We start from the raw sequence: 12,280 nt of genomic DNA, 5'->3' as shown, positions 1-12,280 counted from the left end.
CGCGCACCACCACGCGGGTGCCGTCCACCCGGATCACGGCGTGCTGCGGGTCGATGCGCAGGCCCTGTTCGCGCACGATCATGCCGTCGACCTCGACGCGGCCCTGGGCGATCATGTCCTCGGCGGCGCGCCGGGAGGCGACGCCGGCCTTGGCCAGCACCTTCTGCAAGCGCTCACCTTCACCCCAGGGCAGTTTGGTGTGGGCGCCGGGGGCCGGCTCGACATGCTGGCGCTTGGCGGGCTTGGCGTTGCTCAGCTGCGGCGTCGAGGCGGGCTGGCGCTGCGGCTTGGCGGTCTTGGTCTTGCGGGGCGGCTGCACGCGCTCGGGCCTGCGGGCCGCGCCCTGCGCGCCGCGCTGCGACGGGGCCGCCGAGCCACCGCGCTGGGCGCCTGCCGCACCACCGCTACCGCGCCGGGGGTCCGCCCCCGTCGCGGTGCCACGCGGGGTGACGCCGCGCTGGGCCGCACGCGCATCGCGGGAGCCGATCGGGCGGCCACCCCGTGGGTGCTGGTCGTTACGTTTCCTACGGTCCGGTGTGCCATCTCGGCGAGCGGGTGTATTCACGTTGTCCTGTCAATCCTCGGTGCCGAGGTCCAGATCGTCCTCGGCGGGTTTCTTCAGCCTGGTGTAGCGGGGGTCCGTTTCCAGGCTCTCGTTGATCTCATCGATCAGGTCGACCCCCGGTAGCAGGGGCGCCAGTGGTGGCAAATCGCTCAGTGACGCCAGCCCGACCCGTTCCAGGAACAGTTCGGTCGTGCGGTAGAGCGTCCCGTTGGTCTCCGGGTCGACGCCTGCTTCGGCGATCAACCCTCTGGCCAGCAGGGTGCGCATCACGCCGTCGACGTTCACGCCGCGCACCGCGCTGACCCTGGTCCGGGTCACCGGCTGGCGGTATGCCACCACCGCCAGCGTTTCCAAGGCGGCCCTGGTCAGTTTCGACCGGGCGCCGTCGAGCAGCAGCCGCTCGACATACGGTGCGTACTCGCTGCGAGTATAGAAGCGCCACCCGTCACCGGCGAAACGCAGATCGATCCCGGAGCGCCGGGCCGACAGTTCGGCGGACATCTCGCGCAGGGTTCGCTCGACCCGTTCCTGACTGTCGTCGAGGGCCGCTGCCAGCTGTTCTACCGGGGCGGGAGTGTCGACGATGAGCAGAATCGCCTCGAGCGCCGAGCGGAATTCGTCGTCGTCGAGGGGTTCGGGGGTGAACTCTGCCACTGCCTCGGTCATCCATAGTCCTCTTCGATGGTCACCACGTTATCGGGTTGCCCGTCCTCGGGCTGCTCGCCGATCCAGCTCACCGCCAGCGGACCGAGCGGATCGGGCTGATCGAACTCGATGGTCTTGCCGCGATAGAGCTCGAGCAAGGCGAGGAAGCGCGCCACGATTTCGATCGGCGCGCCGCAGTCGGCGACCAGTTCGGCGAAGGTCGTCCACCCGCCGGCACCGCGCTCTTTGAGGCGTTCGAGCACGATCGCGGCCTGTTCGGCGACCGAGACAGCGTGCGCGTGCAGGTGGTCGAGGCCGACCGTGGGGACCGGCCGTGGCCGGAACGCCGCCGCCGCGATCTCGGCGAACCCGGCGGCGTCCACGCCGAGGGTCACCTCGGGCAGCAAGTCGGTGAAGCGGTCCTCGAGCCCGACGGCGCGCGGGTACCGGCGCAGCGCCGCCGCCTCCAGTTCCCCGAGCAGTTCGGCGACCTGTTTGAACGCCCGGTACTGCAGCAGCCGGGCGAACAGCAGGTCGCGCGCCTCGAGCAGTTCCAGATCCTCGGCGTCGGTCATCTCCCCCGACGGCAGCAGCCGCGCCGCCTTCAGATCGAGCAGGGTGGCGGCCACCACCAGGAATTCGGTGGTCTGATCGAGGATCTTGTCCGCGCGCAGCCCGGACTGCTCGGCCAGGTCCGCGGTCAACGCCTTGGTGTAGGCGATGAACTCGTCGGTCACCTTGTGCAGCGCCACCTCGGTGACGTCGAGGCGGCGCTGGCTGATCAGCGTCAGCAGCAGATCGAACGGGCCCTCGAAGTTGCTCAGCCGCAGATGGAACCTGGACGTGCGCTCGGGCTCGGCAACCGTCGCCGAGCGGGGCTCAGCGCCTGCGGCAGAACCTGGTTCGGTGCTGACAGTCGAGCCGGGCTCGGTGCTCGCGGTGGAATCGGTGGAGCCTGGATTATCGGTGCTGGTCGACAGTGCTGGCTCGGACGCTCCGGTCACCGGCCGGACCGGTGGATGACTTCCCGCGCCATCGCCCGATAGGCCTCGGCGCCACCGGATTTCGGGGCCCACGTGGTGATCGGCTCGCCCGCGACGCTGGCGTCGGGGAAGCGAACGGTGCGCGAGATCGCGGTGTCGTACACCAGATCCCCGAACACCTCGACCACCCGCGACATGACCTGCCGCGAATGCAGCAGCCGCGCATCGAACATGGTGACGACGATGCCGTACAGGCTCAGCCGCGGGTTGAGCCGGTCGCGCACCTTCTCCACGGTGTCGTTGAGCAGGGCAAGCCCGCGCAGCGAGAAGTACTCGCATTCCATCGGGATGATCACCCCGTCGGAGCAGGCCAGCGCGTTCACCGTGAGCAGGCCGAGCGAGGGCTGGCAGTCGATGAGGATGTAGTCGTAGCGCGAGCGCACCGATTCCAGAGCCCGCCCGAGGGTCTGCTCCCGGCCGACCTCGTTGACCAGCTGGATCTCCGCCGCCGACAGGTCGATATTGCTGGGCAGCAGATCCATGTTCTCGACCCTGGTCTGCATCAGCACGTCGTCGATGGCGACCTTCGAGCCGACCAGCAGGTTGTGCACGGTGAGGTCGAGGTCGTGGTGGGCCACGCCGAGTCCGGCCGAGAGCGCGCCCTGCGGATCGAGATCGACCAGCAGCACCTTGCGCCCGTATTCGGCCAGCGCCGCACCGAGATTGATGGTGGAGGTGGTCTTGCCGACCCCGCCCTTCTGATTGCACATGGCGATGATCAGGGCGTCGCCGCCGGGTGCCACGGCGGGCGGTTCGGGAACCAGACGCAACGGACGCCCGGTGGGGCCGAGCTCGACATCGTCGGGCACCGGCACCGCCTCCACGGCATTGCCCCAGACCGAGGGGGTTCCGGTGTCGGCGTCGAGTCCCGCGCCGGCGTCCGTAAGCGGCTCCGTCCCAGCACCCATCGGCGGCTCTGCCGCTCCGGCTGTCGTCACGATCCGCTGCTCCTTATACGTTCCTGCCCGTTCCCCGCCGAGCGTAGCGAGGCCGATCAGTGCACGACCTCACTTTCGGATGGTCCAGCTCTCGGTAGACGCTACCGCTAGTTCGTCCCCGAGTGCCGCGAGTCCGACCGGCGTGTTCGCGACGCCACGCCGCGCCACGGATAACAAAACGCTACCTGTTCGTTGTCATTGCCATTGCGGAGCACCGTCGAACCGGTGTCGGACGGGCTGTCGGTGTGGTCAGCCGCGCCCCGACGGGCGACGCAATCGCCGAACCGTGGACCGTCGGCGGCACGTCGCCGTAGATGGGGCAGTCGGGTCTCGCGCCGGTGAGCGCCGCCGCTCACTTCGCGCGCGGATGGGCCGTGGCCCAGACCTCGCGCAAGGTCTTGACGGTGACCAGCGTGTAGATCTGGGTGGTGGTGACCGAGGCGTGGCCGAGCAGTTCCTGCACCACCCGCACATCGGCGCCACCGTCGAGCAGATGGGTGGCGAACGAATGCCGCAGCGTGTGCGGGGAGACGCTGGCACCGATACCCGAACGTTCGGCCGCGCTCTGCAACACCTGCCAGGCGCTCTGGCGCGACAGCCGCCCGCCGCGCGCGTTCAGGAACAACGCACCGGCGTTGCCCCGGCCACGCGCGGCCAGTACAGGCCTGCCCCGCACCAGGTAGGCGTCCACCGCGGCCAGCGCCGGACGCCCGATCGGCACGATCCGCTGTTTACCGCCCTTACCGCGCAGCACCACCGCACGCTCGGGCATGTCGAGATCGTCGACGTCGAGTCCGACCATCTCCGAGATCCGGGCGCCGGTGGAATACAGCAGTTCCAGCAGCGCCCGGTCCCGCAGACCCCGCGCGACACCGTCGCCGCTGGTGCCGCAGTCGCCGCCAGCGGCTTCCAGCAGCTTCAGCACCTCGTCGTAGGGCAGCGCCTTGGGCAGCCTGCGTCCGGGGGCCGGCGGTTTCACCGCGTGCGCGACATCGGTGCTCGTCATGCCCTCGGCGGTGGCGAACCGGTGCAGTCCGCGCACCGCGATCAGCGCCCGCGCCACCGAGCCGGCCGCCAGCGGCGGATGCCCGGCGCCACCCGAGCGCAGCGCCATGGCGAACTCGGCGACATCGCTTTCGGCGACGGCGTCGAGTTCGCCGATGCCGCGCCCGGCCAGGAACGCGCGATACCGCTCCAGGTCCCGCCGATAGGCGGCGAGGGTGTTGCGTGCGGCGCCCCGCTCGACTGCCAGATGGTCGAGGTAGGCGTCCACCTCACGCACCGTCGTGGCCCGTCAGTCCCGCGCCCGGCCGGCTTGCCTGCGCAGCAGCGCAGTCGGCTGCCCGGGCCACGGCACATCCGCCGCGCGCGGGGCCGTCCCTTCGGCCCGCGTCGCCGACACCGCGAGCACACCGGCCACGGCGGTGGCGTTGACGATCTCGCCGGCCAGCGCGGCGCGCACCGCCTGGGCCAGCGGCATCCGCACCACTTCCAGATCGGCTTCCTCGTGTTCGGGTTCGGGCCGTTCGGTCTCGTAGAGCCCGCGCGCCAGGTACACCCGCAGCGCCTCGTCGGTGAAACCCGGCGACAACGCCACATCCACCAGCACCGACCACTCGTGCGCGGCCAGTCCGGTCTCCTCGGCCAACTCACGTTTGGCCGCTTCGAGCGGGTCCTCGCCGTCGATGTCGAGCAACCCCGCGGGCAGTTCCAGCAGCCGGGTGCCCAGTGGATGACGGTATTGGCGGATCAGCACGATGTTGTCGTCGTCGTCCAGCGCGGCGACGGCGACGGCACCGTGATGCTCGACCACTTCCCGTTCGACGACCCGGCCATCTGGCATGGCCACCTGATCCAGCCGCAGCGCCAGGATCGCGCCGGAATATACCGTCCGGCTGGACACGGTCTCGAAGTCGTGGCTACCCGGCACGGTGGAATTGTCGCTCATCTACGAGGCCTGATCACCCGCATTGGCCAATTCCTCACCGGGAATGTCGACCGGAAGCCGTTCGGCCGCCTTGTATTTCAAGGCCGCCGCGATCAATGCGGCGAACAGCGGATGCGGCCGGGTCGGGCGCGACTTGAGTTCCGGGTGGGCCTGGGTGGCGACGAAGAACGGGTGCTTGTCGGCGGGCAGTTCGACGAACTCGACCAGATGCCCGTCGGGCGAGGTGCCGCTGAACTTCAGTCCACTCTTGGCGATCTTGTCGCGGTAGGCGTTGTTCACCTCGTAGCGGTGACGGTGCCGCTCGGAGACCTCGGTGGTGCCGTAGGCCTGCGCCACCACCGACCCCTTGGCCAGCACCGCGGGGTAAGCGCCGAGGCGCATGGTGCCGCCGAGATCGGCTTCACCTGCCACCGCCTGCTCCTGGTCGGCCATGGTGGAGATGACCGGGTGGGTGGTGTCGGGCTCGAATTCGGCGGAGTTGGCGTCGGTGAGACCGACCGAGCGCGCCGCCTCGATCACCATGCACTGCAAGCCGAGGCACAGGCCGAGCAGCGGCAGCCCCCGGGTGCGGGCGTAACGGATGGCGCCGACCTTGCCTTCGATCCCGCGAATACCGAACCCGCCGGGGATCAGCACCGCGTCCACGTCACGCAGCGCGGCCTGGGCGCCGGCCGGGGTCTCGCAGTCGTCGGATTGCACCCAGCGGATCTGCACCTTGGCACGGGAGGCGAATCCGCCCGCGCGCAGCGCCTCGGTGACCGACAGGTAGGCATCGGGCAGGTCGACGTACTTGCCGACCAGCGCGACCTCCACGGTCTCGCGCGGGGAATGCACCCGGTCGAGCAGATCGCCCCACACCGTCCAGTCCACGTCGCGGAACGGCAGGCCCAGCTTGCGCACCACATAGGCGTCCAGGCCCTCGCGGTGCAGCACCTTCGGGATGTCGTAGATCGAGGGCGCGTCCGGGGTGGAGATGCAGGCGTCGACCTCGACGTCGCACATCAGCGCGATCTTGCTCTTGAGCGACTGCGGCACCTCGCGGTCGCAGCGCAGGATCAGCGCGTCGGGCTGGATACCGATATTGCGCAGCGCGGCCACCGAATGCTGGGTGGGCTTGGTCTTGAGTTCCCCCGACGGCGCCAGGTACGGCACCAGCGAGACGTGCAGGAAGAAGACGTTGTCGCGGCCGACGTCGTGGCGGATCTGGCGGGCGGCCTCGAGGAACGGCTGCGATTCGATGTCGCCTACGGTGCCACCGATCTCGGTGATCACCACATCCGGTTCCTGACCCTGCAGGTCCGGGCCGCGCATGGCCAGGATGCGCGCCTTGATCTCGTCGGTGATGTGCGGGATCACCTGCACTGTGTCGCCGAGGTATTCGCCGCGGCGCTCCTTGGCGATGACCGACGAATAGATCTGCCCGGTCGTCACATTCGCGTCCCGGGACAGGTCCCGGTCCAGGAAGCGCTCGTAGTGTCCGACGTCGAGGTCGGTTTCGGCACCGTCCTCGGTCACGAACACCTCTCCGTGCTGGAACGGATTCATGGTGCCCGGATCGACGTTCAAGTACGGATCGAGCTTCTGCATCGTGACCCGCAGTCCCCGCGCGGTCAGCAGTTGACCGAGGCTGGAGGCGGTAAGACCCTTACCGAGTGAGGAGGCGACACCACCGCTGACGAAGATGTGTTTGGTGGCAGTTCGCGCCTGAATCCGTGTTTGACCCACGGGTCTTCACGGTAACACGAAACCCCCGCTCACCCGTACGCCACGCCCGGTTTGCCACCCGATCGCCACGAACCGTCATCCACGCCCGCGCGCGCTGCGACCCAGGTCACGCGCGGCTCCACCTCCGCATGGCTTGAATGCTGCCATTGTGCCCGGTCAGCAACCAGAACCACCCTTGCTCCTTGTTGACCGGCTCAGCATCGGCCGACCTCGGCCGGCTACGCCTCGATATCCGGCTCAGCCCGGCAGGGCGGCGAGGGTCAGTGAGGTCGCGGTGGGCCCGGTGCCGTAGCGGCCGGTGCGGCCGGCGAGTTGTTCGGACAGGGCGAGGGCGGTGGTGACGCGGCCGAGTTCGCGGTCCAGATTGTCGACGGTGGTGACGGCGGCGGCGAGCGGGGCGTCATCGCGGACGACGGCGAGGGCGCCGGGACCTTCGGCGGCGCCGGGGCGACCGGCCAGGACCAGACCGGCGCCGCGAGCGCGCAGGGCGCCGGCGAAGCGGGCGATATTCGCGCCGCGACTGTTCTCCTCGGCTTTCGCGCCGTCGCCGGTCACGACGACGGCCAGCTGAGCCGGCTGCACGGGGGTGTCGCCGTAGGCGAGGAACCCGCCGCCGCGCAACGTCTCCAGCGCCAGGCCGCGTTCTTGGGGCGTGCTGCGCGGTTGGCCGGACGCCGGGTCCAGCAGCAGCACCAGGCCCAGCAGGTCGCCGGCTAGGCTGCCTTGGTCGACGGCGCCGGTGCGCAGTTCGGCACCCGCCGGAATGATGTTGGTGAGGGTGGAACGCATCCGGTCGCCCTCACCGGCGTCGACGAAGGCGTCGGTGAACGCGATCCGGCCGGTCACCGCGGCGCCGGCGGTCTGCACGGCGGCGACGACGCCGTCCACGTCGCCGGGGTCGGCGTCAGGGGTGGTGAACACGACGACGCTGCGGTCGGCGAGAGTGCCGCCGAGCAGCCGCGGCGCGGAACCGGCGATGAAGGCATCGGCGCCGTTCAGCTGACCGGTCAAGCGCTGATTCTGCGCGGTGAGTGTGTCGACCTGGGCGCGTAGATCGTCCTTGTCGCTACGCAGACCCGACAGCAGATCCGAGGCCAGGGTCTGCGAGCCGAGCACCACACCGAGGGCGAGCGCGAGGAAGATCGCCGCGATCGAGATCGCATGCTGGCGAAGCGAGATCACGCGCCTGCCCCACCCCATAGGTCCCGTGCCCACAGCACGAACCGGTTCCACGTGTCGGCGCCCCAATCCAGCACCTCGGTACCGGAATTGGACGCAAGCACCACCACGATCACCGCGATCAGCGCGGCCAGCACCACCAGTGCGATCGCGGTGCCGGACACCCGGTTGCGGTACAGGGTGGCCACCGCGGTGGCGTCCATCAGCGTCGAACCGACCTTGAGCCGGGTCAAGAAGGTGGCCGGGTTGCTGTCGCGGCGGCCGCGGTCGAAGAATTCGTCGAGCGAGGCGGCGGCTCCGGCGGTGACGATCAGTGCCGCACCATGGTGGTGGGCCAGCAGCAACGCCAGATCCGTCGGCGCACCCGAGGACGGGAAGGTGGTCGCGCCGATACCCAGATCCTGGATGCGTTCCAACCCCTTGGCGTGGCCGTCGGTGTCGGCGGGCAGGATCACCTCGGCACCGGATTTCAGCGTCGCCGTGGTGATCTCGTCCGGGTCGCCGACGATCAGATCCGGGCGGTAGCCGGCCTTGGTCAGGGTGTCGGCGCCGCGCCCGACGCCGACCATGATCGGCGCGTACTCCTTGATGAACGGTTTGAGCTTCTTCAGATCCTCCGCGTGCCCCGGCCCGTCACCGACGACCACCACATGCCTGCCGCGCATCTCCAGTTCCAGATCCGGCACGCCGATCCCATCGATGAGCAGCGCCGATTCGGTGCGCACGAATTCTATGGTGTTGCCGGCGAAGGCTTCCAGATGGTCGGCGAGCCCGTTGCGGGCCTCGATCATCCGCTCCGCGATGGCGGCCTCGGTGAGTTCGATGGCCTCGACGAGTACCTCGGGTTCCTTCTTGGTGAGCCGGTCGGCGTAGACGACGCCGCCGTCGATGCGGATCTTCGCGCCGTCTTTGATCTTGGTGAAGGCATCCGAGCTCACCGTGTCCAACAGCAGAATGTCGTTGGCCACCAGCACTTCCGGGCCGAGGTTGGGGTAGCGGCCGGAAATCGAGGGCGAGGTGTTGATCACGGCGACCACACCCGCCTCGACCAGACGGTCGGCGGTGAGCCGGTCCAGATCCATTTCGTCGAGCACGACGATGTCGCCGGGACCGACCCGTTTGAGCAGACGCCGGGTGTTGCGGTCCACGCGGGCTATTCCGGTGCGACCGGGCAGCGTCTCGGTGTTCTTCGACAACAGCGCCAGCATCTTCATGACGCCGATGATGGCCGCAAACCCTCAACCATTGGTGGAGGCGCGCCGCACCTGGTACCACATTCGTCACTGTGATACCAACGCACACCTCCCGCCACCGGCGAGTCGCCACGCAACCGGCCCGCAACCGTGGCCGTGTCTGCCCGGCGAAACGCCGAAGCCCCACGTAGGGTACCCGCGTGAGCACCGCGCACCTGGTCATCGCCGCGGTCGCGGGCATTGTCGTCATCATCGCCGCGATCACCTGGCTGAAGATTCATCCGTTCATCGCACTCACCGTCGGCGCGATCGGCGTGGGCATCGGGGCCGGGTCGGGCGCCGCCGACACCGTCGACAGTTTCGTCACCGGTTTCGGCTCCACCATGGGCAGCGTCGGCATCCTGATCGGCTTCGGCGCGATGTTCGGCAAACTGCTGGCAGACTCCGGCGGCGCGACCCGCGTGGTCGACACCTTGCTGAACCTGTCCGGGCCGAAACTGATGCCGTGGACGATGGGTCTGGTCGGCGCGGTCATCGGCCTGCCGATGTTCTTCGAGATCGGCGTGGTGCTGTTGATGCCGGTGATCATCCTGGTGGCCCGCCATTCCGGACTGCCGTTGATGCGCATCGCCATCCCCACACTGGCCGGCCTGTCGGCCATGCACGGGCTGGTGCCGCCGCACCCGGGCCCGCTGGTCGCCGTCGACGCGCTCGACGCCAACCTCGGTCTCACCCTGGCCTTCGGCGTGCTCGTCGCGATCCCGACGGTCGTCGTCGCCGGCCCGCTGTTCGGGACGCTGGCGGCCCGCTGGGTCGACGTCCCGGTCCCGGAGTTGTTCAGCGACGAGGACGACAACGACGACAACGACAAGAAGCCGCAGCCACCGTTTCTGGTCGCCATCGGCACCATCCTGCTGCCGGTGCTGCTCATGCTCGGCAAAACCCTCGCCGACGTCATCGCCCCCGAGTCCACCTCCGCGGCGAAAACCGTCCTCGACTTCCTCGGCACCCCTGTCGTGGCCCTCGGCATCGGCCTGCTGGCAGGCATCGTGCTGCTCGGCTACACCGCCCGGATGAGCCGCGACGACATCGCCGCGACCATGAACAGTTCACTGCCGCCGATCGCAGGCATCCTGCTGATCGTCGGCGCGGGCGGCGGTTTCAAACAGGTGCTCGTCGATACCGGCATCGCCGACTTGATCGCCGACGCCATCCAGGACAGCAGCCTGCCGGTGCTGTTTCTGGCCTGGCTGGTCGCGGTACTCATCCGGGTGGCGACCGGATCGGCTACCGTCGCTACTGTTACCGCGTCCGGGATTCTGGCGCCGGTGGCCGCCGACCTGTCCACGACCCACGTCTCGCTGATGGTGCTCGCGATCGGATCCGGTTCGCTGTTCCTCTCACACGTCAACGACGCCGGATTCTGGCTGGTGAAAGAGTTCCTCGGCTTGACGGTTGCGCAAAACCTCAAAACCTGGACGGTGATGGAATGCCTGATATCGGTATGCGGTCTGGCCGGAGTGCTGGCGTTGAGCGTGGTCGTGTGACGCCGGTCCTGGTCGTCATGGGCGTGTCGGGGTCAGGTAAGTCGACCGTGGCGCGGCTGCTGGCCGAGAAGCTGGGCTGGGACATGCTCGAAGGCGACGATCTGCATCCCGAGGCCAACGTCGCCAAGATGGCCTCGGGTACCCCGCTCACCGATGACGACCGCTGGCCGTGGCTGCGCAGCATCGCTTCCTGGATCGACACCCGCCAGTCCGCCCGGCGCCCGGGCATCGTGACTTGCTCGGCGCTCAAACGCAGCTACCGGGACGTGCTGCGCCGCGACGGGGTGATCTTCGTGCACCTGTCGGGCAACACCGAGCAGATCCGCGACCGGATCGGGCACCGCGCGGGCCATTTCATGCCCGCCTCGCTGCTGCAATCGCAAGTCGACACGTTGGAACCGCTCGAGCCCGACGAGAACGGCATCGTCGTCGAAATCGGCCGCCCGCCAGAGGAAGAGGTCGCCGAGGTGATCGCGCAGCTGCCGCAGCAGAACTGACACCGCCCGCCCGCACTTATCCGGGGTGCGGCTACCGCAGCACCGGCATCTACCCGTATTCTCCGGGTCACAGATATCCGAAGAGGAGACGTCATGGCCAGCACCACCGTCGATACCGTCATCGCCGCGCCGCGGGAGACCGTGTACCGGCTGTTCGCCGACCGCGAGAGCATCAGCCCCTTCCTGCCCGTCCAGCTCAAGCTGGTCAAGCCGGGAACCACCGAACGCGAAGGCGTCGGCGCGCAGCATCACGTCGGGCTGGGGCCGGTCGGCGTCACCGAGGAGATCACCGCGCTGGTGCCCGGCGAGCGGATGGAATACAAGATCGTCAAGGGCGCCCCGGTCAAGCGGCACGTCGGCATCGTCACCTTCGCCGACGCCGACGGCGGCACCCGCGTGCGCTACACCATGGAGTCCGAGCCCTCGCTGCCCGTGCCGGCCAAGGTGCTGGAGGCCGGGCTGAAGGTGCTGATCACCCAGTTCATCAACGGCGCCAAGAAGGCCGTGCGCTGAGCTGAGCGCAGACGACGATGGTCGCGTCCGGTCTGTCCGGACGCGACCATTTCTCGTTCCGCGGCCGCCGCGATCAGCGGGCGGTGGCGCGCTCGGAACGCGCGATCTGCAACAGCTCCTCGGCGTGCGCGCGCCCGGTTTCGGTGTCGTCGAGCCCGGCCAGCATGCGCGCCAGTTCGATCACCCGCTCGTCGTTGGTGAGCGCGCGGACACCGGAATTCACCGCGCCGTCACCGTCATCGGATTTGTTGACCACCAGATGGGTGTCCGCGAACGCCGCGACCTGCGGCAGGTGGGTCACCACGATCACCTGATGGGTGCGCGCCAACCGCGCCAGCCTGCGCCCGATCTCCACCGCGGCCCGGCCACCGACACCTGCGTCGACCTCGTCGAAGACCATCGTCGCGCCGTGTTCACCGCCGGCGAGCACCACTTCCAGCGCCAGCATCACCCGTGAGAGCTCACCACCAGAGGCGCTCTTGCTCAA

Annotated in this window: 12 protein-coding genes and 1 pseudogene; 3 read left to right on the top strand and 10 right to left on the bottom strand. The window is 68.9% G+C overall.

Translation table 11 applies throughout. The features are described 5' to 3' along the window. From RJ05_RS29885 to steA, 9 genes are all read right to left on the bottom strand, one after another. Positions 1 to 565: S4 domain-containing protein (locus RJ05_RS29885; protein ID WP_036536070.1), on the bottom strand; the 565-nt coding region annotated here is incomplete at its 3' end. A gap of 9 nt (positions 566 to 574) precedes the next feature. Further along, positions 575 to 1,231: an SMC-Scp complex subunit ScpB gene (gene scpB, locus RJ05_RS10195; RefSeq protein ID WP_036536057.1), complete on the bottom strand. Its 657-nt coding sequence runs from the start codon at positions 1,229 to 1,231 to the stop codon at positions 575 to 577. Then, positions 1,228 to 2,040 carry a segregation and condensation protein A gene (locus RJ05_RS10190; RefSeq protein ID WP_036536068.1) on the bottom strand — a complete coding sequence of 271 codons (813 nt, stop codon included), beginning with the start codon at positions 2,038 to 2,040 and terminating at the stop codon, positions 1,228 to 1,230. The genes scpB and RJ05_RS10190 overlap by 4 nt, the downstream gene beginning before the upstream one ends. Positions 2,041 to 2,210: 170 nt before the next feature. Further along, a complete protein-coding gene (locus RJ05_RS10185) occupies positions 2,211 to 3,161 on the bottom strand; it encodes a ParA family protein (RefSeq protein WP_228784372.1) in 951 nt (316 codons plus the stop codon). Positions 3,162 to 3,543: 382 nt separating this feature from the next. After that, positions 3,544 to 4,473, bottom strand: coding sequence for a site-specific tyrosine recombinase XerD (gene xerD, locus RJ05_RS10180; RefSeq protein WP_036536051.1), 930 nt, complete (start codon positions 4,471 to 4,473; stop codon positions 3,544 to 3,546). A gap of 12 nt (positions 4,474 to 4,485) precedes the next feature. After that, positions 4,486 to 5,139, bottom strand: a complete 654-nt coding sequence (locus tag RJ05_RS10175) for an NUDIX domain-containing protein (protein ID WP_036536049.1) — start codon at positions 5,137 to 5,139, stop codon at positions 4,486 to 4,488. Next, positions 5,140 to 6,864: a CTP synthase gene (gene pyrG / locus RJ05_RS10170; RefSeq protein ID WP_051016407.1), complete on the bottom strand. Its 1,725-nt coding sequence runs from the start codon at positions 6,862 to 6,864 to the stop codon at positions 5,140 to 5,142. It abuts the gene before it with no gap. 237 nt (positions 6,865 to 7,101) lie between these two features. Beyond that, the gene (locus RJ05_RS10165) at positions 7,102 to 8,046 is read right to left on the bottom strand and encodes a copper transporter (RefSeq protein WP_138445567.1); all 945 of its coding nucleotides are present in this window, start codon (positions 8,044 to 8,046) and stop codon (positions 7,102 to 7,104) included. After that, positions 8,043 to 9,257: a putative cytokinetic ring protein SteA gene (gene steA, locus RJ05_RS10160; RefSeq protein ID WP_036536044.1), complete on the bottom strand. Its 1,215-nt coding sequence runs from the start codon at positions 9,255 to 9,257 to the stop codon at positions 8,043 to 8,045. Before steA ends, RJ05_RS10165 begins: the two co-directional genes overlap by 4 nt. 179 nt (positions 9,258 to 9,436) lie before the next feature. Here steA and RJ05_RS10155 point away from each other — a divergent pair, with 179 nt between their 5' ends. The 3 genes from RJ05_RS10155 to RJ05_RS10145 all read left to right on the top strand — a co-directional run bounded on the left by RJ05_RS10155 (position 9,437) and on the right by RJ05_RS10145 (position 11,793). Continuing rightward, positions 9,437 to 10,783, top strand: coding sequence for a GntP family permease (locus tag RJ05_RS10155; protein WP_036536041.1), 1,347 nt, complete (start codon positions 9,437 to 9,439; stop codon positions 10,781 to 10,783). Then, a complete protein-coding gene (locus RJ05_RS10150; RefSeq protein ID WP_051016406.1) occupies positions 10,741 to 11,280 on the top strand; it encodes a gluconokinase in 540 nt (179 codons plus the stop codon). Before RJ05_RS10155 ends, RJ05_RS10150 begins: the two co-directional genes overlap by 43 nt. A gap of 93 nt (positions 11,281 to 11,373) precedes the next feature. Further along, positions 11,374 to 11,793, top strand: a complete 420-nt coding sequence (locus tag RJ05_RS10145; protein WP_036536040.1) for an SRPBCC family protein — start codon at positions 11,374 to 11,376, stop codon at positions 11,791 to 11,793. Between the two features lie 73 nt (positions 11,794 to 11,866). Here the strand turns inward: RJ05_RS10145 and RJ05_RS10140 are convergent. Next, positions 11,867 to 12,280: pseudogene (locus RJ05_RS10140) on the bottom strand (DNA repair protein RecN); the annotation flags it as partial.

It is taken from the genome of Nocardia cyriacigeorgica NBRC 100375 (genome assembly GCF_000308555.1).
In the GTDB taxonomy this organism is placed as follows: Bacteria; Actinomycetota; Actinomycetes; order Mycobacteriales; family Mycobacteriaceae; genus Nocardia; species Nocardia cyriacigeorgica.
Note: the sequence above shows the minus strand (reverse complement) of the source record. Positions and strands in the feature narration are given on the sequence as shown.